The organism is Streptomyces sp. NPDC043176, assembly GCF_056436715.1.
Genome location: NZ_JBWKCA010000001.1, coordinates 196,623 through 219,378, shown reverse-complemented (window position 1 = coordinate 219,378; position 22,756 = coordinate 196,623). Strand labels below are relative to the sequence as shown.

The following is a 22,756-nucleotide window of genomic DNA, read 5'->3' as shown; positions in this document are numbered from 1 at the left end:
CCGGGACCGTCCGCGAACAGCCCGCCCGCCTCCGGGGCCGCGCGAGTAGCGCGACCGCCTCCGGGACCGCGGACGAGGCACCGCGTCGGCCTCCGGGCAGGGCGCCTGGGCGGGACCCTAGGATGGCCGCCTTGCCGGGATCCTGGGGGAACGCATGTCCATACGTGTACGCATGACCGTGCTGGCCGTGACGGGAGTGCTGGTCGCCGGATGCACCGGCGCGGAGGGCGGCGGGAGCCCGGCGAGGACCCCGCGGACCACCGCCGACGCCACGCCCCCGACACCGGCCGGCGCCTCCACGACCCCCGCGCCGCCCGCCGCCCTCACCGGCCAACGCCCCGACTGGAAGTCCTGCGAGGCACCCGAGGGCGGGCCGCGGCCCGGCGCGGAGTGGCGCTGCGCCACGGTGCGGGTGCCGCTCGACCACGCGAAGCCCGGCGGGGAGACCATCCCGGTCGCGCTGATCCGCAAGGAGGCCCGGCGTAAGGGCGACCGCATCGGGTCGCTGCTCTTCGACTTCGGCGGGCCCGGCGCCTCGGGGGTCGACATCCTGCCGCGGGCGGCCGAGGAGTACGGGAACCTGAACGAGCGCTACGACCTGGTCGGCTTCGACCCGCGGGGCGTGGGCCGCAGCGCGGGGGTGGTCTGCCGGGACGACGCCGAACTGGCCGCCGCCGAGGCCTCGGTCGACCTCGTCCCGGACACGGCCGCCGAGGAGGCCGCCTACCTGGCGGACGGCGCCGCCTTCGCCGCCGGCTGCGCCCGCCGCTCCGGCAAGGTCCTGCCGCACACCACGACCAGCGCCACCGCCCGCGACATGGACCTGATCCGGCAGGTCCTGGGGGACGACAGGCTCCACTACTTCGGCATCTCGTACGGGACACAGCTCGGCGGCACGTACGCGCACCTCTTCCCCGCGCGCGTCGGCCGGATCGTCCTCGACGCGGTCGTCGACCCGACGGCCGACTCCACCGGGCACGCCCGCAACCAGACGATCGGCTTCCAGCGGGCGCTGGACAACTACCTGAAGAGCACCGGCCAGGACCCGAAGGCCGGGACGGAGCGGATCGCCCGTCTGCTGCGGAAGCTGGACGGCGAGCCGCTGCCCGTCGGCGGGCGCCGGCTCACCGAGGGCCTGGCCCTCACGGGCATCGCGGTCACGCTGTACGGCAAGGCCAACTGGCCGCTGCTGACCCGGGCGCTGGAGGAGGCCGAGCGCGGCGACGGCAGCGCCCTGCTCGACCTCGCCGACTACTACAACGATCGTGACGCGCAAGGCCGTTACTCCACCCAGTCGCACTCCCAGCGGGCGATCTCGTGCGCGGACTCCAGCGAGCGGCCGACCGCCGCGCAGGCGAAGGCGCTGCTGCCGGAGTTCCGCCGGCTCTCCCCCGTCTTCGGCCCCTTCCTCGCCTGGGACACGGCGGGCTGGTGCGCGCGGTGGCCGGTGGCGGGCGAGCGGCGGACGCCGGAGGCCGGCGCCCCGGGCGCGGCCCCCATCCTGGTCGTCGGCACGACGGGCGACCCGGCGACGCCGTACGAGGGCGCGGAGAAGATGGCGAAGGAACTCGGGGACGGCGTCGGGATCCTGGTCACGAACCGGGGCGAGGGCCACGGGGCCTACGGCACCTCGTCGTGCGTGACGCGGAAGGTCGACGCGTACCTCCTGGACGGGAAGGTCCCGGCGTACGGCACGACCTGCTAGGGCCCGTCTGACCGTTCCCGTCGGATCAGGCCGGATCAGGGAGCGCGGGGCCCGGCACGCACGCTCGCCGCGTCGTCGTCGGTCGCGCCCGGCGTGATCGGCCGGGCGTCCCCGGACAGCCGGAAGGGCCCGGCCCTCGTGGTGAGGTCCGGGCCCTTCCGCGTGCCGTGGGCCGGGAGGCCGGTGACTAGTAGACCGGCTTCTCGGGCTCGATCTGGTGGACCCAGCCGATCACGCCGCCGCCGACGTGGACCGCGTCCGCGAAGCCCGCGGACTTGAGGACCGCGAGGACCTCCGCACTGCGGACACCCGTCTTGCAGTGCAGGACGATCCGCTTGTCCTGCGGGAGGTCCTGGAGGGCGGTGCCCATCAGGAACTCGTTCTTCGGGATCAGGCGCGCGCCCGGGATCGAGACGATCTCGTACTCGTTCGGCTCGCGGACGTCGATGATGTCGATGTTCTCGCCCTCGTCGATCCACTCCTTGAGCTGCTTGGGAGTGATCGTCGAGCCGAGCGCCGCCTCCTGGGCCTCCTCGGACACGACGCCGCAGAAGGCCTCGTAGTCGATGAGCTCGGTGACGGTCGGGTTCTCGCCGCAGACCGCGCAGTTCGGGTCCTTGCGGACCTTGACCTGGCGGTACTGCATCTCCAGGGCGTCGTAGATCATCAGTCGGCCGACCAGCGGGTCGCCCACGCCGGCCAGGACCTTGATGGCCTCGGTGACCTGGATGGAGCCGATGGACGCGCACAGCACGCCCAGGACGCCGCCCTCGGCGCAGGACGGGACCATGCCCGGCGGCGGGGGCTCCGGGTAGAGGCAGCGGTAGCAGGGGCCGTACTCGGACCAGAAGACCGAGGCCTGGCCGTCGAAGCGGTAGATCGAGCCCCAGACGTACGGCTTGTTCAGCAGCACGCAGGCGTCGTTCACCAGGTAGCGGGTGGCGAAGTTGTCCGTGCCGTCGACGATCAGGTCGTACTGCCCGAAGATCTCCATCACGTTGTCGGCCTCGAGCCGCTCTTCGTGGAGGATCACGTTCACGTACGGGTTGATGCCGAGCACGCTGTCGCGCGCCGAGGCGGCCTTGGAGCGACCGATGTCGGCCTGGCTGTGGATGATCTGGCGCTGGAGGTTCGACTCGTCGACCTCGTCGAACTCCACGATGCCGAGCGTGCCCACGCCGGCGGCGGCCAGGTACATCAGCGCCGGCGAGCCGAGGCCACCGGCGCCGACACACAGCACCTTGGCGTTCTTCAGCCGCTTCTGCCCGTCCATCCCGACGTCCGGGATGATCAGGTGGCGGGAGTACCTGCGGACCTCGTCTACGGTGAGCTCGGCAGCCGGCTCGACCAGGGGTGGCAGCGACACGGGGACTCCGGTTGTCGGTATGTCAGTACGGTTGTTCTCCCCGTAACACTGCCACGCCCCTTCTCATTCCGAGACACCCGGTCCGATCCGCGAGACGATTTCGTCCCAGTAACCGGGCAGAGTGTGGAATTGGTCGCTTTGTCCCGGACGGCCCGGGCGGTCCGTGAAGAAGATCGTCCCCGCCCCCTGCCAGCGCGCGATCCGCAGGGCCTCGTCCAGGTGGGTGCGCGGGACCCCGTGCACGAGGTGGACGAACTTCGCCTCCGCGTAGTCGGCGGTCCACTCGGCCACCTGCGACCAGCGGTAGTCCACCCAGGAGCCGGAGAAGGTCACCAGCTGGTCGGCGACCTCGGCGTACCCCGGGTGCGGGTGGGTGCCGTGACCGAGGACGAGATGGGCCTCGCCGCCGAGGACCGCCTCCAGGGTCGCCGTGACCCGCCTCGTCCCGCCCAGGTCGGCCCGGTCCGCGGGGGCGCGGTCCAGGTAGTAGCCGTCCACCTTGTACCAGTCGAGGAAGCGGTGGGCGTCCGAGACGATCTCCCCGAACGGCCGGCGGCCGTGGGCGGCGTCCAGGTGACCGAGGACCCTGACCCCGGCGTTGCGGAGCTTCCCGGCGGCCTCCAGGCAGTGCGGGTCGGGCCGGCTCCCCGGGCCCTCCGCCACGTTCAGCACCGCCCAGTGCACCGGGGTCCCCGGCCGCGTCAGCTCGGCCCACTCGACCGGGGCGAGCAGCGGGTGGGCGTAGCCGGGAACGCCCACGCCGAGCGCCTGGACGGCCCCCGTGGCGGTGGTCGTCAGATGCGACACGCCGCCTCCATCCAGATGTCGGCGAGCGACTCCTCCAGGTTGATCCGGGGACGCCAGCCGAGCCGGTCGCGGGCGGTGCGCACGTCGGCCTGCTGCCAGGGCCCGCAGCCGTCGGGGTACGGGTAGGGGGCGGCGGCCAGTTGGTCGGCGATGGTCCCCTCGGTGCGGGGGGCGCCGATCATCGGTCGCTGCGCCAGGCCGTGCGGGGCGTCCAGTTCGTGCAGGTTGCCGGTGTAGCCGGCGACCCGGGCGAGGACGGCGGCGGCGTCCCGCAGCCGGACCGCGCGGCCGGTGCCGATGTTGACGACGCCCTGGGCGGCGGAGAGCGAGGCCGCGTGCACGGCCCGGGCCACGTCCCGCACGTCGACGAAGTCCCGCTGCACGCCGAGGCCGCTGAGCTTGAGCTCGCCGTCCCCGGCCTGCATCGCCCGGCGCATCGCCTCGGCGAGCCGGCCGAGCGGGGAGCCGGCGGGCGTTCCGGGGCCGACGGGCGAGAAGACCCGCAGGACGACGGCGTCGAGTCCCGAACCGAGGACGAGTTCGGTGGCGGCCAGCTTCGACACGCCGTACGGGCCGCCGGGGCGGGGCACGGCGTCCTCTGCGGTGGAGGAACCGGGCTGGCTCGGTCCGTACTCCGACGCGCAGCCGACCTGGACGAGGCGGGCGCCGCAGCCGCTGCGGCGCAGGGCCTCGCAGACGGTGGCGACGGCGACCGTGTTGTGCCGGGTGAGCTCGCGCGCTCCGCCGCGGGTGGCGCCCGCGCAGTTGACGACGACCCCGGGGTGGACGGCGTCCAGGAAGCGGGTCAGCGCGCCCGGGCTGCCGGAGGCGAGGTCGAAGCGGACGTCGGCGTCGTCGCCCCGGCCGAGGGCGGTGAGGTGGACGGCCGGGTCGGCGAGCAGCCGGTCGGCGACGAAGCGTCCGATGAAGCCGTTGGCTCCGAGCAGTAGCACCCTCATCGTGCGGCCCCTACGTGCCGACCGGCCGGTCCTTGGGATCGAGGGGTCATGGTCTTCGTTCTCCTTGCGAGGTGGTGAGAGTGAGGGCGGGGGGCGCCCGCGGCGTCGGCTCCGCGGGTGCCCGGGGTGTGTCGGCGGATGTGTCCGAGAGGTGCTCGCCGGGCGTTCGCGCGGGCGGCCCGCGGCGGGGTTCTCACGGGGTGGCGTGGGCCGAGGCCCGGGCGAGGGCGCCGGTCGCGTGGGCCAGCAGGCCGAGCGCGGCGGCACCGCAGACGAAGGTGGGTACGGCCCCGGCTCCCCAGGCCCCGACGGCGGCGCGCACCGGGGCGGCGAGTCCGTCGAAGCCGGGCAGCGGGACCCGGGCGGCCAGGACGCTCGCGAGCGCGAGGGCCTCGGCGGCGCAGGCGGCGGCGAGTGCCGCGGAGGCGGTCTCGGGGAAGCCGTGGACGGTGAGCAGTCGGGCCAGCAGCAGCAGCGCGCCGAGGGCGAGGGCTCCGGGGCTGAACGCGGTGGCGGCGAGCAGGGCGGTGAGGGCGAGCAGCTGGAGGGTCACGGTGCCGAGGAGCAGCGGCCGGGTGGCGGCGGCGAAGTCGGCCAGGCCCCGGCTGTCGGCGATGCGGCGGCGCGCGCGGCGCGCGAAGAGGTGCGCGCACCAGGCGGCGGGGGCCACGGCGAGGGCGAGCCCGAGGAGGGGGCCGGGCGTGAGGTCCCAGGCCCCGTCCGGGCCGCCGCTGAGCACCTGTGCGAGCAGTCCGTCGCCGCCGACCGCGTACGCGAGGAGCCACAGCGTCCAGAGCCGGGCGGCGGGTACGGCTCCGCCGTCGGGCACCCGCAACGGTCCCTGGCGGACGGCGAGGACCAGCGCCGCGCCGAGCGCGAGGGCCGCGACCGCCCCGACGGCGACCCGCACCGCCCCGTAGGTGAACGTCAGTCCGAGGCCCGCGAGTCCGGCGACGGCCCCCGGGGCGAACACGGCGAGCGCCCACGGGGCGTGGTCCCGCTCCGGGGCCGTCACGGGCGCGGCCTTCCCGTGTCCGCGCGGCACGCGCGCGTACAGCTCCTCGGCGAGCGAGAACACGTCCCGGTGCCGGAACCGCGCCGCGGTCCGGTCCGTGAACCCCTGCGCCTCCAGGCCGGCGGCGATCTCCAGGGGGTCCACGGCCCGCTCGCAGAGCTCCCGGTGCCGGTGCATGAGCACCTTGACGGGGTCGGCGTTGCCGCGCCGGGGCCGGGGGGCCGCGGCACGCGCGCCGGGGGTCGCGGCGCCCGTCCGTCCCCGCCACGCGACGCCCGGCGCCGGGGCGCCGGGCCGGTCGGCGGGCGGGGCGGTGAACCGGTCGGGGCCGGGCTCCGGCAGCGGCGCGGCGGCGGCTTCCGGGGCCGCGGCTATCCCGGACGGCGCGGGGGCCGGCGGTGCGACGGGGTCGTCCTGGGGGGCCGGTTCCGTCCGGTCCGGGCGGTCCGGGCGGTCCTCGCGGTCCTCGTGCTCCGGGCGGTCCTCGTGGTCCGGGTGGCCGGCGGGGGCCCCGTGGTCCGCGTCCGCCGGGGGCAGGGGCGCGGGGCCCCCGGGGGCGCGCAGGTCGAGGCCGGGGGGCGGGGTCAGGGCGGGCGTGCCGAGGAGGGCCTCGGAGCGGGCGTCCCACGCTCCGGGGCTCGTCGGGGCGGCGGGGCCGGGCATGGGGGTGCCTCCTTCAGGCATCGGGACCTCCTGAGCCCGCGGCCACGGCCCCCGGCGTCCAGCTGCCCGGCACATGGGCCTCGGCCGGATGGGCGAAGGGCACGCCGTCCCCGGGGCGGTGGCGCACCGGCGCGTGGGAGAGGAGTTCGAGGTAGATGCCGCGGAACGCGGCCAGGTTCTGTTCGACGGTGAAGAGTTCGAGCGCGCGGGCGCGGGCGGCGGCGCCGAGCCGGTGGCGGCGCTCGGGGTCGCGGAGCAGCGCGAGACAGGCGTCGGCGAGCGCCCGGGGGTTGCGCGGGGGGACGACGAGGCCGGTGCCGCCGATGATCTCGACGACCGCGCCGACGTCGGTGGAGACGGTGGCCCGGGCGCAGAACATGGCCTCGACGAGGCTCGCGGGGAAGCCCTCGACGACGCTGGAGAGGACGACCACGGCGCCGGCGGCGTAGGTGTCCTCCAGGGTGGGCGCCTCGGGACCGCCGAGCTCCTCGAAGGTGACGGGGTTCTCGCCGACGGCGTGGGCGCCGGCGGCCTCGTCGGGGAAGAGCTGGGCGGCGAGTCCCCTGCAGTGCGCGAGGTACGCGCCGCCGCCCGGCTCGCGCACGGGCACGGCGACGATCCGCAGCCTGGCGTCGGGCTGCCGGGCCCGGATCTCCGCGAAGGCGTGGAGGAGGGCGATGAGGTCCTTGGCGGGCTCGACGCGGCCGACCCAGACCAGGGTGGCCGGGTCGCCGCTCTCCTCGTCCTCGCCGACCTCGGCGAAGCGGTCGGCGGGCATGCCCGGGTGGACGGTGCGGATGCGGTCGCGGTCGGCGCCGCACCTCTCCTGCCAGCGGCGGGCGTGGGCGTTGCCGGGGGTGATGAGGGCGGCCTGGTGGTACGTCTCCCGGGCGAGCCGGCCGTGGAGCGCGGCGAGCAGGGCCCGGAGGGGCGCGGAGCGCTCGGCGCCGGCGGTCGAGAGGTAGTGGGCGCGGAGCCGCACGCCGTACTCGGTGACGAGGAGCGGGGTGCCGAAGAAGCGTTTGGCCAGCAGGCCGGGGAGCGCGGTGGTGCCGCCGGCCGCGGCGTGGCAGAGGTCGGCGGCGCCGAGGGCGTCCTCGGTGTACCAGTCGAGCGAGAGGGGGCGCAGGGCCCGCTCCAGGTGGTCGGCGAAGGCGAGGTGGTCGGGGAGTCCGGCGGCGGCCGCGCCCCGGCGTGCGCCGGGCGCGCGGCAGGCGGTCTCCAGGGTGCGGACGGCGTCGTCGGAGCGGAGCGCGCCGGGCAGCCCGCCCCGCTCGCGGGCGAGTTCGGCGAGCGCGTAGAGCCCGTCGGCGAAGGCGGCCGCGCCGGGATCGGTACCGACCGTCCGCGGCGCGGGGCCGGACGAGGAGGCGGAGGCGGACGGGGACGCGGCTCGCGCGGCGACTTCGGCCGCCGCCTCGGCGCCGGCCTCGTGGCAGAGCCCGGTGGCGAGGGCGTGGAAGGCCTCGGTGAAGCGGCGCCGCTCGCGCCGGCCGTAGGCCCGGCGGACGGCGCGGCCGTCGCCGAAGGCGGCCCGTTCGAGGCGGTTCTTCGGTGCGCGGGCCCCGTCGGGGCCCTCCAGGTCGGCGGTGCGCACGACGCGGGCGTTCGGGGGGAGCGGCAGCGGGGTGCCGGGCCCGCCGAGGGCGTAGAGGTCGAACTGGTGCTGCCCGAGCCCGCGTACGAGCCGGTCGCACCAGGGGCCGGACTCACCGGTGGCGTACGGGTAGCCACCCTCCGTCAGCATTCCGATCCGCACGAGCACACCCCCGATCTCCCTTGACGGCGGCCACCGTTGGTCCGGCGACTCGCAGCGGGAAGAACGTAAGCGGAGAGACCGGGGGTGCGGCGGACGGTTGTCCGTCGCACCACCGGAAGGGGTGAATGCACGTAACTTTCCCACCCCGGTCGCGTTCTGTCGCGCTAAGCGGCGGAACGGTCACGGAGGGTCAGGCGGCGGCCTCTCCTGGACCCGGGCGGACCCGCCCCGCCGCCTCTCCCGCACGCCCTCAGGCGGCGGCCGGCTCCCGGCGCCTCCCCCGGCGCTCCGCCGCCAGGACCGGGTCGAGCGACGGGACCGCGGCGAGCAGCTGCCGGGTGTACGGGTCCTGGGGGGCGTCGTACACCTCGGCCACCGTGCCCTGTTCGACGACCCGGCCGCCGCGCATGACGGCCACCCGGTCGCTGACCTGCCGGACGACCGCGAGGTCGTGGGCGATGAAGACGAGCCCGAGGCCGAGTTCCGCCTGGAGCTCGGCGAGCAGGGCGGTGACCTGGGCCTGGGTGGTGACGTCGAGCGCGGAGACGGGTTCGTCGCAGACGATCAGCCGGGGTTCGGCGGCGAGCGCGCGGGCGATGCCGACGCGCTGGCGCTGGCCGCCGCTGAACTCGTGGGGGTAGGCCCCGTACCGGTCGGGGTCGAGGCCCACCCGGTCCAGCAGCTCCCGCACCCGCCCCCGTATCCGGGTCTCGTCGCGCTCCCCCGCCACCCGCAGCGGGTCGGCGATCGACTCGCCGACGGAGCGGCGCGGGTTGAGGGAGGCGACCGGGTCCTGGAAGACCATCTGGAGCTCGCGGCGGTACGGGCGCAGTTCCCGCTCGGACACGGTGCCGATCTCCGCGCCCCGGTAGCGGAGCCGGCCGCCGGTCGGGTCGAGGAGCCGCACGAGCATGCGGCCGAGGGTGGTCTTGCCGCTGCCGGACTCCCCGACGACGCCCAGGGTCTCGCCCGCGCGGACGGTGAGGGACACCCCGTCGACGGCGGTCACGGCGGTCCTGCCCCGGCCGAACTCCCGCCGCAGCCCGACGGCTTCGAGGAGCGGCTCCCCCGGAGCGGCGGCATCGCGGGGCCCGCCGGCCAGGTGCGCGGAGCTCGCGCCGACCCCGGTGGCGGTCCGCGCCGGTGCGTCGAGCCGGGGCACGGCGGCGAGCAGCGCGCGGGTGTACGTCTCCGCCGGCGCGCCCAGCACCTCTGCCACCGGGCCTCGTTCGACCTCTCGTCCGCCGCGCATGACGAGGACGTCGTCGACGCTCTCGGCGGCCACGCCCACGTCGTGGGTGACCAGGAGCAGCGCGGTGCCCGTCTCGCGCCGCAGCTCGTGGAGGAGGTCGAGGATCTGGGCCTGGACGGTGACGTCGAGGGCGGTGGTGGGTTCGTCGGCGACGAGCAGCCGGGGCTCGCAGGCGAGGGCCATCGCGAGGAGGGCGCGCTGGCGCATGCCGCCGCTGAACTCGTGCGGACGCGAGCGGGAGCGCCGTACCGCGTCGGGGATGCCGACCCGGTCGAGGACCTCCACGGCCCGGGCGCGGGCGGCCTTCCTCGATCCGGGATGGTGGACGCGGTACACCTCGGCGATCTGGTCGCCGACGGCGTAGTACGGGTCGAGGGCGGAGAGCGGGTCCTGGAAGACCATGGCGGCGACGCCTCCGCGCAGCCGGCGCAGTGCGGCCGGCCCGGCGGCGGCGACGTCGATCCCGCCGACCCGCACGGTGCCGCCGGTCCTGGCGCCGGTGCCCCGGTGGAGGCCGAGGAGGGCGCCGGCGACGGTCGACTTGCCGCTGCCGGACTCGCCGACGAGGGCCAGGGCGCGGCCGGCCTCCAGGGTGAAGGAGAGGTCGTCGACGGCCCGCACTCCCCCGCCGAACTCGACGGTGAGGCGGTCGACCTCCACGAGCGGGGCGGTGGCGCCGGGGCCGGGGTTCGGGAGCGTCATGTCAGGGCGACCCTTCGGTCGGCGAGGGCGTACAGGAGGTCGGCGACGACGTTCGCGAGGACCACGGCGACCCCGGTGAGGAGCACGATGCCGACGACGACCGGCAGGTCGACGTGGCGGACGCCGTCGATGAGGGTCTTGCCGAGCCCGGGGATGCCGAAGAGCGACTCGGTCAGCACGGCCCCGCCGAACATGGTGCCGAGGTCGATGGCGCTGAGCGCGATGACCGGCGGCACGGCGCCGCGCAGCGCGTGCCGGGCGACGACGGACCGCTCCCCCACGCCGTAGGCGCGGAAGGTGCGGATGTGGTCCTCGGCGAGTGTCTCCAGGGTGGAACTCCGGGTGATCCGGGCGTATTTGGCGGATTCGAAGAAGCCGAGGGTGAGCCAGGGCAGCAGCATGTTCCAGGCCCACTGCTCGGGGTCCTCGCCGAGCGGCACGTAGGTCGGGAAGGGCAGCCATTGGAGGTAGGCGCAGACCGCCATGAGCAGCAGCAGGCCCAGGATGAAGACGGGCGTGCCGGTGCCGGCGAGGGTGAGGACGGTGAGGGTCCGTTCGGTGAGCCCGCCGCGGCGGAGCGCGGAGAGCAGTCCGGTGCCGATGCCGACGACGAGCCAGATCACCATGGCGCCGAGGGCGAGCGAGGCGGTGGCACCGAGTCGCTCCAGGACGAGTTCGGTGACCTGCTGGTCGTTCTGGTACGACAGGCCGAGGCAGGGCGCCTCGCAGTGCAGGACGCCGGTGCCGGTGGAGTAGTCACGGCCGGCGAAGACGCCCTGGAGGAAGTGCAGGAACTGGGCGAACACGCTGTCGTTCAGGCCGAGTTGCCGGCGCACCTGGGCGATCTGCTCCGGGTTGCAGCGTTCGCCGCAGGCGAGCCGGGCGGGGTCGCCGGGGACGACGTAGAACAGCGCGTAGACGAGGACGGACAGCGCGAGGAGGACGAGGGCGGCGCCCCCGAGCCGCTTCAGGACGTAGCGGGCCATCGGGCGGTCTCCTTTCGCGTGCCCACGCCGAGCCGGCCGGCCTCGCGGGGGTCGAGGGCGGTGCGGACCGCGTCGCCGAGGACGGTGAAGGCGAGCACGGTCGTGAAGAGCAGTCCGGCCGGGAGCAGCACGTACGCCGGGTCGGCCCGGAACCAGGTCTGCGCGGTGGACAGCATCTGGCCCCAGGAGGGGGTGGGCGGGGTGACGCCCACGCCGAGGAAGGAGAGCGAGGCCTCGACGACGATGTTGGTGGGGACGAGGATCGCCGCGTACGTGATGACGGGCGCGGCGAGCGAGGGCAGCAGCTCGCGCCGGGCGGTCCGCCACCGGCCGGAGCCGGCGAGCCGTGAGGCGGCGACGAAGTCGAGGCCCTTGAGGGTGAGGGTCTGGGCCCGCACGATCCTGGAGGTGCCGGCCCAGCCGAGCAGTCCGATGACCAGGATGAGCAGCAGCGGGCGCGGGAAGTCGCGGGGGACGACCGCGGTGAGCGCGATGGCGAGGACGAGGAACGGCAGGGCGAGGAAGACGTCGGTGACCCGGCCGAGCGCGCCGTCGACCCAGCGGTTGCCGAGTCCGGCGGCGAGTCCGAGGAGCAGGCCGACGAGGACCTGGACGACGGTGGCGCCGACGGCGACGAGCAGCGAGATCCGGGCCCCGTAGAGGAGGCGGACGAACAGGTCGCGTCCCGTGCCGGGTTCGACGCCGAGCCAGTGGTCGGCGCTCGCCCCGCCGAAGGCGCCGTACGGGACGCCGCCGCGGGCCGAGTCGACGAGGTCGTCGTGGTACGCGTTCGGGTCCTGGCCCGCGAGGGCGGCGAGCAGCGGGGCGGCGAGGGCGAGCCCGACGAGCAGCAGGAGGACGGCGGCGGAGACGAGCGCGGCGGGGCGGGTGCGCAGCCGCCGCCAGGCCTGCCGGGCGGCGCCCGTGGCGGGGGTGCCCGCCACGGGCGCCGACGTGTCGGTCGGCGTGGTCACTTGACCGCGACCTGCGAGATGTCGAGGACGCCGGTCCAGTCGCTGATGACGACGTTCTTGACGTCCTTGCCGACGAGCCGCTTGTAGACGGGGTGGAAGAGGGGCACGTCGAGCGCCTGCTCGCCGATCCTGCTGTCGAGGGCGCCCCAGCGGGGGGCGGCGGCCTTGAGGTCGGTCAGCTTGTTGATCTCGTCGATCTCCTTGTTGACCGCCGGGTCGTTCAGCTGGGCGTGGTTGTAGTTGGAGCCGTCGGTGACGATCTGGCGGCCGTCGAAGATCGGCGCGAGGAACGGGCCGCCGGCGGGCCAGTCGGCGCCCCAGCGGGAGAGGAAGAAGCCGGGGGCGTCCTTGACGCTCCAGCGCTTCTCGTTGAAGGAGTTGGGCTCCTGGCCGTCGAGCTTGACGGTGATGCCGGCCTTGCCGAGGGCCTCCTGGACGGCGGTGGCGATCTCGGGGCTGGTGGCGCGGTTCTGGGCGGTGGAGTGCAGCAGGGTGACGGTGAGCCCGTTCGGGTGACCGGCTTCCTTGAGGAGTTGCCTGGCCTTCGCCGGGTCACCGGTCTTCCCGGCCGGGAAGTGGTCGTACGGCGTGAAGCCGAAGGCCTTCTGCTCGGGCAGGAAGGTGGTGGCGGGCTCGGCGAGGGCGGAGCCGCCGGCCGCGTTGACGACGCTGGTGCGGTTGACCGCGTAGGAGATGGCCTGGCGGACCTTCGGGTTGTCGAAGGGCTTCACCTTGGGGTTGAAGGCGAGGTAGTTGGTGAAGCCGAAGTGGCCGGTGCCGACGCGGGCGGCGAGGGCCTTGTCGGAGCCGATCTGGGCCAGTTCGGCCGGGCCGAGGTTGGTGTCGGTGGTGACGGCGGCGGAGTCGGCGCCGGAGGAGGTGGCGAGCCGCTGGTTGATGACGGCCTCGTCGAGTCCGGACCTGACGTCGATCCTGTCGGGGTAGGCCTTGCGCTCCTCGTCGGTCTTCGGGTCCCAGTGCTCGTTGCGCTCGAGGACGAGGCGCTCCCCGTCGTTCTTGTTCTCGACGACCTTGTACGGGCCGGAGGAGACGGGGTGCTCCTCGTACTTGGCGCCGGTGTCCTTGGCCTTCGGGACCGGGGCGAACTGGGTCTGGGTGGCGACGAAGGGGAACTCGCCCTCGGGCTTCCTCAGTTTGAAGACGATGGTCCTGGCGTCGGGGGTGACGATCGACGCGAGGCCCTTGGGGTCCTTGTAGGAGCCCTGGTAGGTGTCGCCGCCGATCAGCCAGTCCCGCAGGTAGGGGGCGCCGCCGGAGAGCTCGGCCGCGAAGGACCGCTCGATGCCGTACTTGACGTCGGCGCTGGTGATGGGCGTGCCGTCCTCGAACTTCAGGCCCTCCTTCAGCGTGTACGTCCACTCCGTGGCGTCCTTGTTGGGGCGGCCGGTGTCGGTGGCGAGGTCGGGGACGACCTGGGTGCCGGCGGCGCCCGCCTCGCGGTTGCGGGTGGTGAGGGTGCGGAAGACGAGCGAGGGGACGTTGCCGCCGCCGGAGGTGTAGAGGCGGGCCGGGTCGAAGTCGCTCTGGGCCTCGCTGTTGAGGACGGTCAGCGTGCCGCCCTTCTGCGGGGCGCCCGCGGCCTTGCCGGAGGCAGCGCCCTCGGCGCCCGTGTCCTCGGGACCGCAGGCGACGGCGCCCGAGGCCAGGACGAGACTGACGGCGGCCGTTGCCACGCGGCGCGAAACGACGGACGGTTGACGCATCGGGGAATACCTCTCGGAGAACTGCGGGAAGGGAAAAGGGAATTCCACGCAGGCAGCGAGAAGCGGAGTCGTCCGGGAGCATCACTCGGAGATGGCGAAATCCGCGCCTGCGGGGAAGGAACACCCGGGCGCGGTGGATCGTCGGCACAATGCGGGATACGCGGAAATCCGACGGACGCTCGGGCGGATTTCAGCTACAGAGAATGTCGGACACGGTGTGTGCGGTCACGCCGATGAGCGCCAGCTCGATGGCGGCGCGATCGGATACGGCGTGACGGTGCGACATGCCGAGAAATATGGACGAACACGCGAGCGATGTCAACGCGGTTCCCGGCCGGAGTGAGACGACGGTCTCGACATGTGATCATCCCCGGACCGGGCGAGACGTCAACTTCCGGGATGCACCCAGGGGTTGGGGCGGCACGGGATCCCGTCCACGTTCAGGGACTTCGTCTGCTGCTGCATCACGGGCGCGAGCGACCCGGCCGTACGACAGCTCACATGACTGTGCCCGAGCCGGTGCCCGACCTCGTGGTTGATGAGCATCTGGCGATAGGCGAGCATGGCCTTCGGTCCGAAGGTCTCCGATCCCCGCGCCCAACGGAATGCGTTGATCATGACGCGTTCGGTGGAGGCGGAGTCACAGGACACGTTGTCGACCGTGGTATCCAGACCGGACTTCCTGCACCACTCGCCGGTGGTGCCCGGGCTGGCGAGCGTGATGACGAACTCGGGTTCCCCACTGGAAATCCGCTCGAACTTCATCTCGCCGTTGCCGGCCCAGCTCCGCTTGTCGTTGAGGGTCTTCTGCACGGCGTCGGCGAAGAGCTTCGCGTCGAGTCCGATCCCCTTCTCCACGTCGATCCGGTAGCGGATCAGACGACCCTTGCCCGGCGCCTTGTCGAAGCCCGGCACCGCGGCGAAGGCACCGGATCCCTTCAGCTTCGGGTCGATGGGGAACTGGCGGGTCATCAGCTGCTCGTACGTCGGCGGGACGACGACGGGAACCGGGTTCGCCGGGACGACCCGGTCGTCGGAGCGGGAGGCGGAGGTGTCGCCGGTGGGCCGCTCGGCGGGGCCGTCGGCGGCGTGCGTGACCGGCGGGGTCGTCTCCCGCTCGGCGACCTGACCCGCGACGACGACGGCGAGGACGGTCGCGACACCGGCCGCCGCGACTCCGGTGAGGGTGCGGCCGAGGCCGCCACGGCCCGCCGCGCTCTCCGCGTCCGGGGCGTCGACGACGTCCTCACGGCGGGGGGCGGGGACGAACGGCGCCTCGGCGTCGGCCTGCTCGGCGGCCCTGCCCCTGTGCGCGCCGCGCCGGCCCGGGTGCGTGCCGGGCGGCGGGGCCGAGCTCTCCTCGTGCTGCGGGTGGCCGCCCCGCACGGGGGTCCGGTAGGCGGGGATACCGTGCGCCGGCGTGCCGGGCGTGCCGTGGGCCGGGGTGTCGAAGGCCCCGCCGGCGTACGTACCGCTCCCGCGGGTGACGCCGGCACCGGTCGTGCCCGGGCCCGACCCGTACGCACCGGTGCCGTACGCACCGCTGCCCGCGGTGCCGCTCCCGCCCGGACCACCGCTTCCGTGCGGAGCGCCCGAGTACGCGCCGTAGCCGAACGTCGGGGTGCCGTGCGCCGGGGTGCCGGCTTCCTGGGTGCTGCCGGGGGCCTTGCGCCGGCGGCCGGTGCCCGGTGCCTGGACCGGCGCCTGTGCTTGTGCCTGTGTCTGCGCCTGGGCCGGCCCGGCCGCCGGAGGGACGGGGGGTGCGGCGGGCGCCGAGCTGCCCTTGCGACTGTGTCGTCCCACGGTCCCGGATCAGCTCCCGCCGTGGTCGGCGATCAGTTCCCGCACGGCCTGGGCGACCGTCTCGGGGTACTCCATCATCGCCACGTGTCCCGCGTCGGGAAGGGTCAGCAGGCGCGAGCCGCGGAAGGCGGCGGCCGCCCTGCGGGCCATCCGGTACGAGACGAGCCGGTCCCGGCCGCCGTAGACGAGGAGCGTCGGGGCGAGGACGCGTTCGGCCTGCCGCCACAGCCCGTGCTGGCCGCCGAGCGTGTACGCGTCGACGATGCCGCGCGAGGAGCGGGCCATGGCGTCCCAGAAATAGGGAAGCTCCAGGCGCCGTTCCATCTCCTCGACGGCGTGCAGGAAGCCCTCGTCGGTGACCCGGCCGGGGTCCCCGTAACAGAGCGCGAGGACGCCGCGGACGCGCTGCTCGGGCGTCCAGTCCCGGGAGAGCTTCGCGAAGAGCGAGGCGACGCCCGGCACCGCGAGCATCACGGTGGGCCAGGCGGTGCGCTGGGCCCGCAGCTCGGGCAGGGCCGGGGAGATCAGGGTCAGGGTCCGGACCAGGTCGGGCCGGGCCGCGGCGACGCGGGTGGCGACCGCGCCGCCCAGCGAGTTGCCGAAGAGGTGCACGGGCCCGCGGCCGCCGGCGTCCAGGAGCCGGATGACCGCCCGGGCGTGTCCCCTGACCGAGTAGTTGCCGTCGTCGGGCGGCGGGGAGTCGCCGAAGCCCGGCAGGTCGACCGCCTCGCCGTCCACCTGGTCCGCGAGCAGCGGCATCAGGGCGGACCAGTTCTGCGAGGAACCGCCGAGGCCGTGCACGTACAGCGCGGGCGGCAGGCCGGGCCGGTCACCCGGCCGGGTGCGCACGCTGAGGGTGAGCCCGGGCAGTTCGACGGAGCGGAGCTCCTCGCCGTCGGCGACCCGTACGGCGCGCGGCCGCGACGCGGATGGTGCGACGTCGGTCCGTTTTTCCGGCAGCTCGGTCGAGGACATGGCCGCAATATTACGAGACGATCACGCGGCTCCGTGTGTGGGTGCCGTCACAAGTGCGTGTGCGGCGGGACGCGTGTGCTCCTAGGCTCGAAGAGAGGGCCATCGGAGAGGACCGCGACCCGCGTGCCGGAAGGAACCGCATGACTGTCGATCCGACCGAGCCGGACACATTCACCGAGGAAGAGGTCGTCTTGCTGGAGCAGGAAATCCCGGAGGCCGACGCCGCTGAGCAGCACACCGATCTGCAGCAGCGCGAGGACGAACCCGTCACCCATATCGAGCACGAGTCCGCGAACGAGGCCGACGCGTCCGAACAGGCGCGTGTGGTCGCCCTGGACGAAGACGACTACCGCTGATTTGTTCGGTTTAATCTTGAATCGACTGTCGACCCGGACGTCCGGTCCGTGAAATTCTGCGTTCGCACCGCGCACAGCCGGGTTACCCAAAAGTACGATGGCGGCGCGGCGCGACAGCGCGCATGGATCGATTCTTGGGAGGCCGCGTGAGCGCCATCGAGCAGACAGAGGCAGCACGCCCTCGGGGCACGCGCCTGCCGCGACGTGCCCGACGGAACCAGCTGCTCGGCGCGGCCCAGGAGGTCTTCGTCGCCCAGGGGTACCACTCGGCCGCGATGGACGACATCGCCGAGCGGGCCGGTGTCAGCAAGCCGGTCCTCTACCAGCACTTCCCCGGGAAGCTCGAGCTGTACCTGGCCCTGCTCGACCAGCACTGCGAGGCGCTGCTCCTCGCGGTGCGCACGGCCCTCGCCTCCACCACGGACAACAAGCTCCGTGTGGCGGCGACGATGGACGCGTACTTCGCCTACGTGGAGGACGAGGGCGGTGCCTTCCGTCTCGTCTTCGAGTCCGACCTGACCAACGAGCCCGCCGTACGCGAGCGCGTGGACCGGGTGAGCCTGCAGTGCGCCGAGGCGATCTCCGACGTCATCGCCGAGGACACCGGGCTGTCCAAGGACGAGTCGATGCTGCTCGCCGTGGGGCTCGGCGGCGTCTCCCAGGTCGTCGCCCGCTACTGGCTGTCGAGCGAGTCCAAGATCCCCCGCGACCAGGCGGTCGCCCTCCTCACCTCGCTCGCCTGGCGCGGCATCGCCGGCTTCCCGCTGCACCCGGTGGACGGCCTGCTGAGCGCCGAGGGCCACTGAGCATTCCCGTGGGCTGTTCGCTCCTGGCGTGCCGCGGCTGCGCCGTGCGCGTCCCCTCACCGGGCTAATGTGTGCAGCGTACGGCGCAAACAATCGCGCAACGCTGACCGTTCGGAGGGACATAGCCGTGGAGGTCAAGATCGGCGTGCAGCACGCACCCCGGGAGATCGTTCTGGAGTGCGGGCAGTCCGCCGAGGAGGTGGAGCGCGCGGTGGCCGACGCACTGGCCGGAAAGTCGCAGCTGCTCAGTCTCTCGGACGAGAAGGGCCGCAAGGTCCTCGTTCCCGCCGAGAAGATCGCGTACGTGGAGCTCGGTGAGCCCGCCGTCCGCCGCGTGGGTTTCGGCGCGCTCTGAGCCAGGGTCGAGCGAAAGGCCCGGTGGACCGTCTCGGTCCACCGGGCCTTTCGCATGTCCTGGTCGTACGCCCGCCGTGCGTGCGTCCCGCCCTCGGCGGCTGCCCCGCGGGGTCCCGCGTACGTCCCCGCCCACGTCCCGCGTCCGTCTCGCGCCGGGCCGCCCGCAGGCCCGTATGGCCACGTCAGGGGGTACGGGAGGATTGTGTTCCGGGCCCGGGGGGTAGGAGGTCTGCGACCGCACCACCCGCCCCGCAGCACCCCGCGAGGTGATCCGCCGTGTTCCTGGAAGCCCTCGGTTCCGCCCTGCTCGGTTTCGCCCTGGCCTGGGTCGCCGCGCAGCGGCTCACCGACCGCCTCCCCGTCCGGGGGAGGGTCCTCGCCACCGGCACGCTCGGCGGGGTGTTCGGCGCGCTCGTCACCCACGGGGCCCTGGGCCCCGGCCACTTCCTCGCCACGCTGATCGGCGCGGTGGCCGTGGCGGCGGTCCTGCTCTCGCTGCTCGTCCGGCCCGCCTCACGCCGCCTGCGCCGATCAGCGGCGGCGTGAGGAGCGCGATCCGCCTTCTTCCGGCGGCCGTGCCGGGCCGGGGTGCCTGACGTCGTTACGCGGCGAGGCCGAGCGCGGCCATGCGCTTGGTGTGGGCCTCGGTGATGCGGGAGAACATCCGGCCGACCTCCGCGAGGTCGAAGCCGTCCGCCACGCCGCCGACCAGCATCGTGGACAGCGCGTCGCGCTCGGCGACCACGCGCTGGGCCTGCGAGAGCGCCTCGCCCATCAGACGGCGCGCCCAGAGCGCGAGCCGGCCGCCGACGCGCGGGTCGGCGTCGATGGCGGCGCGGACCTTCTCCACGGCGAAGTTGCCGTGGCCGGTGTCGTCGAGCACGGAGAGGACGAGTCCGCGCGTGTCGGAGTCGAGCCGGGCCGCGACCTCCCGGTAGAAGTCGCTGGCGATGGAGTCGCCCACGTACGCCTTGACCAGGCCCTCCAGCCAGTCCGACGGAGCGGTCAGACGGTGGAAGTCGTCGAGCGCCTTGGCGAAGGGCTCCATCGCGGTGGTCGGCTCCACGTCGATGGCCGCGAGGCGGCCCCGCAGCTGCTCGAAGTGGTGGAACTCGGCCGAGGCCATCTTCGCCAGCTCCGCCTTGTCCGCGAGGGTGGGCGCCAGCTTGGCGTCCTCGGCGAGCCGCTCGAAGGCCGCCAGCTCTCCGTAGGCGAGGGCGCCGAGGAGGTCGATCACGGCGGCGCGGTACTGCGGCTCGGCGGATGCCGTGGCCCAGTCCTCTGCGGCGATCCCGGTGGGTGTGGCGTTGTCAGGCGTCTCCATGGAGCGCACAATAGCCCGCCCGCGGTCCCCCGTAAGGTCCTGGTCAGTCAGTGTGACCGTGCCCTCATCACGTTTTCTCCCGACACACATGCGCGATTCCGGGGTACAGTGATAAGGCGCCTGCTGAGTATGCGGACATGCTTTCGCACGTTCGGACGTACCCCGTGGGCCGACTCATGAATGAGGATGCCCGGTCGGTGGCCCGATCGGCTCCGGCCCGACAGCCCTTCCGGCGGACCCGCGGAAGGGTCACCCTCAGCGGTACGACGCTCGAGCGACGGCAGTGGTCCCGTGCCACCCGGCAGCGATCTCCACGATCCCGCCGGAAGGATCCCGGCACGGTACGACCCCCTTCGTTCGCCTCGCCCCGCGTCTCACAGAAGAGGCAGCACCCTGACTACGACTTTCCGAGAGCTCGGAATCCTCCCCGAGACGGCCGAGGCCCTTGAGGCCGTCGGCATCGTCAACCCCTTCCCCATCCAGGAGATGACCCTTCCGGTCGCCCTCACCGGCACCGACGTCATCGGCCAGGCCAAGACCGGCACGGGCAAGACCCTCGGTTTCGGTCTGCCGATCCTGGAGCGCGTGACCGTCCCCATGGACGTCGAGGCCGGCCGGGCGAAGCCCGAGCAGCTGACCGACGCCCCGCAGGCGCTCGTCGTCGTCCCCACCCGCGAGCTGTGCCAGCAGGTCACCAACGACCTCCTGACCGCCGGCAAGGTCCGCAACGTCCGCGTGCTCGCCATCTACGGCGGCCGGGCGTACGAGCCCCAGGTCGAGGCGCTGAAGAAGGGCGTCGACGTCGTCGTCGGCACCCCCGGCCGCCTGCTCGACCTGGCCGGCCAGCGCAAGCTCGACCTCTCCCACGTCAAGGTCCTCGTCCTGGACGAGGCCGACGAGATGCTCGACCTGGGCTTCCTGCCCGACGTCGAGAAGATCATGAACATGCTTCCGGCGAAGCGCCAGACGATGCTGTTCTCGGCCACCATGCCGGGCGCCGTCATCGGTCTGGCCCGCCGCTACATGTCGCAGCCGACGCACATCCGCGCCACCTCGCCCGACGGCGAGGGCGTGACCGTCGCCAACATCAAGCAGCACGTCTACCGCGCGCACAACATGGACAAGCCGGAGATGGTCTCCCGCATCCTGCAGGCCAACGGCCGCGGGCTCGCGATGATCTTCTGCCGTACGAAGCGCACGGCGGCCGACATCGCCGAGCAGCTGGAGCGTCGCGGCTTCGCCTCCGGCGCCGTCCACGGCGACCTCGGCCAGGGCGCCCGCGAGCAGGCGCTGCGCGCCTTCCGCAACGGCAAGGTCGACGTGCTCGTCTGCACCGACGTCGCCGCGCGCGGCATCGACGTCGAGGGCGTCACGCACGTCATCAACTACCAGTCGCCGGAGGACGAGAAGACGTTCCTCCACCGCGTCGGCCGCACCGGCCGCGCGGGTGCCAAGGGCACCGCGGTGACGCTGGTCGACTGGGACGACATCCCGCGCTGGCAGCTCATCAACAAGGCGCTCGGCCTGGACTTCCACGACCCGGTCGAGACGTACTCCAGCTCCTCGCACCTCTTCGAGGAGCTCGACATCCCGGCGGGCACCAAGGGCGTCCTGCCCCGCGCCGAGCGGACCCGCGCGGGTCTGGGCGCGGAGGAGCTGGAGGACCTGGGCGAGCCCGGCGGTCGCCGTGCGCGCGGCCCGAAGGCCGTCGAGCGGACCGAGGAGCGCCCGGAGCGCACGCGCACCCCGCGTCAGCGCCGGCGCACCCGCGGCGGCGGCGCGGACGAGGCCCCGGTCTCGGCTGCCCCCGTCTCGGCTGCCCCCGTCTCGGCTGCCCCGGCGGTCGTGACCGACGCTCCGGCGGCTCCGGCGGCTTCCGCGGCGGACGAGACCCGGACCGAGTCCGGCCCCCGCACCCCGCGCCGCCGTCGCCGTACCCGCGTCGGCGCCCCGGGCGCCGCGCCGGTGGCCCAGGCCGCTCCGGCGATTCCGGTCGCCCAGGCCACCCCGGTCAAGGTCGAGTCGACCCCCGTCGCCGAGACCGCTCCCGTCGAGGCCGCGTCGGCCCCGGCCGCCCCGGTCGAGGCCGCGTCGGCGCCCACCGCCCGGACCGCTCCGGTCAAGGCGCCGGTCGCCGCCACTCAGGCGGAGGAGCCGAAGGCCCCCCGTCGCCGTGGCCGTACTCCCCGCCAGGAGTCCGTGACGGCCGCGCCGGTCGCCCAGGCCCCGGCGGCCCAGGAGTCGGCTCCGGCCCCGCGCCGCCGCCGTCCGCGCGTGGTCCGGCCCGTCGAGGACACCGGTTCCTTCCAGACCGTCGAGACCGCAGCGGCCGCCCTGCGCGCCGCCGCTCCCGCCGCCGTCGAGAAGGCGCCCGTCGTCGAGACGCCGGCCGTGGAGGAGCCGAAGAGGGCTCCGCGCCGCCGCGCGACGCGGAAGGCCACCGGGTCCCCGGTGACCGAGCAGGTCGTCCAGCAGGCCGCCGCCCCGGCCGTCGAGGCCCCGTCGGCCCAGGCCCCCGAGGTCACGGCCGAGGTCCCGGCGCCGCGCCGCCGCCGCGCGGTCCGCGCCGCCACCAACGCGCCGGTGGCCGAGGCCCCCGTGGCCGAGGCGCCCGCCGCCGAGCCCGTCGCGGCACCCGTCGCCGCCGAGCCCGTCGCCGCGCCGGTCGTCGAGGAGGCCCCCAAGGCTCCCCGCGGCCGTCGCGCCGCCCGCCGGCCCGCCGGCCCCCCGGTGACCACCGAGGCCCCCGCGGCCGAGGCCCCCGTGGCCGAGCCGGTCGCCGAGCCGGTCGTCGAGGAGGCCCCCAAGGCCCCGCGCGGCCGTCGCACGGCCCGCCGGCCCGCGGGTTCCCCGGTGACCGCCGAGGCGCCTGCGGTCGAGGCCCCGGCCGCCGAATCCGCGGTCACCGCGACGATCGTCGAGGAAGCCCCCAAGGCTCCCCGCGCCCGCCGCACCGCCCGCAAGGCCACCGGCTCCCCGGCCACCACCGAGGCGGCTACCGCCGAGGCCCCGGCCGCCGCCGAACCTGCGGTCACCGAGCCGGTCGTCGAGGAAGCCCCCAAGGCCCCTCGCGCCCGCCGCACCGCCCGCAAGGCCACCGGCTCCCCGGCCACCACCGAGGCGCCTGCCGCCGAGGCCCCGGCCGCCGCCGAACCTGCGGTCACCGAGCCGGTCGTCGAGGAAGCCCCCAAGGCCCCTCGCGCCCGCCGCACCGCCCGCAAGG

The 22,756-nt window shown here is 74.4% G+C and carries 19 protein-coding genes; 6 read left to right on the top strand and 13 right to left on the bottom strand.

Annotated features, from left to right (window positions below):
- Positions 1-154 precede the first annotated feature (154 nt).
- On the top strand, positions 155-1,705 hold the full coding sequence (locus tag AC067A_RS01015; protein ID WP_478612721.1) for an alpha/beta hydrolase: 1,551 nt from the start codon (positions 155-157) through the stop codon (positions 1,703-1,705).
- A gap of 187 nt (positions 1,706-1,892) precedes the next feature.
- On the opposite strand, the gene moeZ is transcribed toward AC067A_RS01015, so the two are convergent.
- The 12 genes from moeZ to AC067A_RS00955 all read right to left on the bottom strand — a co-directional run bounded on the left by moeZ (position 1,893) and on the right by AC067A_RS00955 (position 16,690).
- Entirely contained in the window at positions 1,893-3,071 is a 1,179-nt protein-coding gene (gene moeZ, locus AC067A_RS01010; RefSeq protein ID WP_366307331.1) for an adenylyltransferase/sulfurtransferase MoeZ, read from the bottom strand.
- A 63-nt stretch (positions 3,072-3,134) separates the two neighbouring features.
- Entirely contained in the window at positions 3,135-3,878 is a 744-nt protein-coding gene (locus AC067A_RS01005; protein ID WP_478612719.1) for a spherulation-specific family 4 protein, read from the bottom strand.
- Positions 3,866-4,837: an NAD-dependent epimerase/dehydratase family protein gene (locus AC067A_RS01000; RefSeq protein ID WP_478612716.1), complete on the bottom strand. Its 972-nt coding sequence runs from the start codon at positions 4,835-4,837 to the stop codon at positions 3,866-3,868. The genes AC067A_RS01005 and AC067A_RS01000 overlap by 13 nt, the downstream gene beginning before the upstream one ends.
- A 193-nt stretch (positions 4,838-5,030) precedes the next feature.
- Positions 5,031-6,515, bottom strand: a complete 1,485-nt coding sequence (locus AC067A_RS00995) for a hypothetical protein (protein WP_478612714.1) — start codon at positions 6,513-6,515, stop codon at positions 5,031-5,033.
- 13 nt (positions 6,516-6,528) lie between these two features.
- Positions 6,529-8,274: a DUF3492 domain-containing protein gene (locus AC067A_RS00990; RefSeq protein ID WP_478613476.1), complete on the bottom strand. Its 1,746-nt coding sequence runs from the start codon at positions 8,272-8,274 to the stop codon at positions 6,529-6,531.
- 250 nt (positions 8,275-8,524) lie between these two features.
- The gene (locus AC067A_RS00985) at positions 8,525-10,228 is read right to left on the bottom strand and encodes a dipeptide ABC transporter ATP-binding protein (protein WP_478612711.1); all 1,704 of its coding nucleotides are present in this window, start codon (positions 10,226-10,228) and stop codon (positions 8,525-8,527) included.
- Positions 10,225-11,214, bottom strand: a complete 990-nt coding sequence (locus tag AC067A_RS00980) for an ABC transporter permease (RefSeq protein ID WP_478612708.1) — start codon at positions 11,212-11,214, stop codon at positions 10,225-10,227. Before AC067A_RS00980 ends, AC067A_RS00985 begins: the two co-directional genes overlap by 4 nt.
- Positions 11,196-12,188 carry an ABC transporter permease gene (locus AC067A_RS00975; protein WP_478612705.1) on the bottom strand — a complete coding sequence of 331 codons (993 nt, stop codon included), beginning with the start codon at positions 12,186-12,188 and terminating at the stop codon, positions 11,196-11,198. The genes AC067A_RS00980 and AC067A_RS00975 overlap by 19 nt, the downstream gene beginning before the upstream one ends.
- Positions 12,185-13,912 (bottom strand): ABC transporter substrate-binding protein, encoded by a 1,728-nt coding sequence (locus AC067A_RS00970; RefSeq protein ID WP_478612702.1) that lies wholly within the window; start codon positions 13,910-13,912, stop codon positions 12,185-12,187. Before AC067A_RS00970 ends, AC067A_RS00975 begins: the two co-directional genes overlap by 4 nt.
- Before the next feature lie 190 nt (positions 13,913-14,102).
- The gene (locus AC067A_RS00965) at positions 14,103-14,198 is read right to left on the bottom strand and encodes an Ms4533A family Cys-rich leader peptide (RefSeq protein WP_478612699.1); all 96 of its coding nucleotides are present in this window, start codon (positions 14,196-14,198) and stop codon (positions 14,103-14,105) included.
- Between the two features lie 101 nt (positions 14,199-14,299).
- Entirely contained in the window at positions 14,300-15,715 is a 1,416-nt protein-coding gene (locus AC067A_RS00960) for a DUF3152 domain-containing protein (protein WP_478612696.1), read from the bottom strand.
- Positions 15,716-15,724: 9 nt separating this feature from the next.
- On the bottom strand, positions 15,725-16,690 hold the full coding sequence (locus AC067A_RS00955; RefSeq protein ID WP_478612693.1) for an alpha/beta fold hydrolase: 966 nt from the start codon (positions 16,688-16,690) through the stop codon (positions 15,725-15,727).
- A gap of 140 nt (positions 16,691-16,830) precedes the next feature.
- Between AC067A_RS00955 and AC067A_RS00950 the strand changes: the two genes are divergently transcribed.
- From AC067A_RS00950 to AC067A_RS00935, 4 genes are all read left to right on the top strand, one after another.
- Positions 16,831-17,046, top strand: coding sequence for a hypothetical protein (locus tag AC067A_RS00950; protein ID WP_478612690.1), 216 nt, complete (start codon positions 16,831-16,833; stop codon positions 17,044-17,046).
- A gap of 146 nt (positions 17,047-17,192) precedes the next feature.
- Positions 17,193-17,852, top strand: coding sequence for a TetR/AcrR family transcriptional regulator (locus tag AC067A_RS00945; RefSeq protein ID WP_478612688.1), 660 nt, complete (start codon positions 17,193-17,195; stop codon positions 17,850-17,852).
- Between the two features lie 127 nt (positions 17,853-17,979).
- Complete coding sequence (locus AC067A_RS00940) at positions 17,980-18,207, top strand: DUF3107 domain-containing protein (RefSeq protein WP_478612685.1); 228 nt, start codon at positions 17,980-17,982, stop codon at positions 18,205-18,207.
- Between the two features lie 278 nt (positions 18,208-18,485).
- Positions 18,486-18,755 (top strand): hypothetical protein, encoded by a 270-nt coding sequence (locus AC067A_RS00935; RefSeq protein WP_478612682.1) that lies wholly within the window; start codon positions 18,486-18,488, stop codon positions 18,753-18,755.
- Positions 18,756-18,810: 55 nt separating this feature from the next.
- Here the strand turns inward: AC067A_RS00935 and AC067A_RS00930 are convergent, their stop codons facing one another.
- Positions 18,811-19,533 (bottom strand): ferritin-like fold-containing protein, encoded by a 723-nt coding sequence (locus tag AC067A_RS00930; RefSeq protein WP_478612680.1) that lies wholly within the window; start codon positions 19,531-19,533, stop codon positions 18,811-18,813.
- 180 nt (positions 19,534-19,713) lie between these two features.
- On the opposite strand from AC067A_RS00930, the gene AC067A_RS00925 reads away from it, so the two are divergent.
- A partial coding sequence (locus tag AC067A_RS00925) for a DEAD/DEAH box helicase (protein WP_478612677.1) occupies positions 19,714-22,756 on the top strand: 3,043 nt, incomplete at its 3' end.

Excerpts from the sequence above, each read along its gene's own strand:
- AC067A_RS01015 (WP_478612721.1), top strand. The coding sequence starts at position 155 with ATGTCCATACGTGTACGCATGACCGTGCTGGCCGTGACGGGAGTGCTG.
- AC067A_RS01000 (WP_478612716.1), bottom strand. The coding sequence starts at position 4,837 with ATGAGGGTGCTACTGCTCGGAGCCAACGGCTTCATCGGACGCTTCGTC.
- AC067A_RS00995 (WP_478612714.1), bottom strand. The coding sequence starts at position 6,515 with ATGCCCGGCCCCGCCGCCCCGACGAGCCCCGGAGCGTGGGACGCCCGC.
- AC067A_RS00985 (WP_478612711.1), bottom strand. The coding sequence starts at position 10,228 with ATGACGCTCCCGAACCCCGGCCCCGGCGCCACCGCCCCGCTCGTGGAG.
- AC067A_RS00980 (WP_478612708.1), bottom strand. The coding sequence starts at position 11,214 with ATGGCCCGCTACGTCCTGAAGCGGCTCGGGGGCGCCGCCCTCGTCCTC.
- AC067A_RS00970 (WP_478612702.1), bottom strand. The coding sequence starts at position 13,912 with ATGCGTCAACCGTCCGTCGTTTCGCGCCGCGTGGCAACGGCCGCCGTC.
- AC067A_RS00965 (WP_478612699.1), bottom strand. The coding sequence starts at position 14,198 with ATGTCGCACCGTCACGCCGTATCCGATCGCGCCGCCATCGAGCTGGCG.
- AC067A_RS00955 (WP_478612693.1), bottom strand. The coding sequence starts at position 16,690 with ATGTCCTCGACCGAGCTGCCGGAAAAACGGACCGACGTCGCACCATCC.
- AC067A_RS00950 (WP_478612690.1), top strand. The coding sequence starts at position 16,831 with ATGACTGTCGATCCGACCGAGCCGGACACATTCACCGAGGAAGAGGTC.
- AC067A_RS00930 (WP_478612680.1), bottom strand. The coding sequence starts at position 19,533 with ATGGAGACGCCTGACAACGCCACACCCACCGGGATCGCCGCAGAGGAC.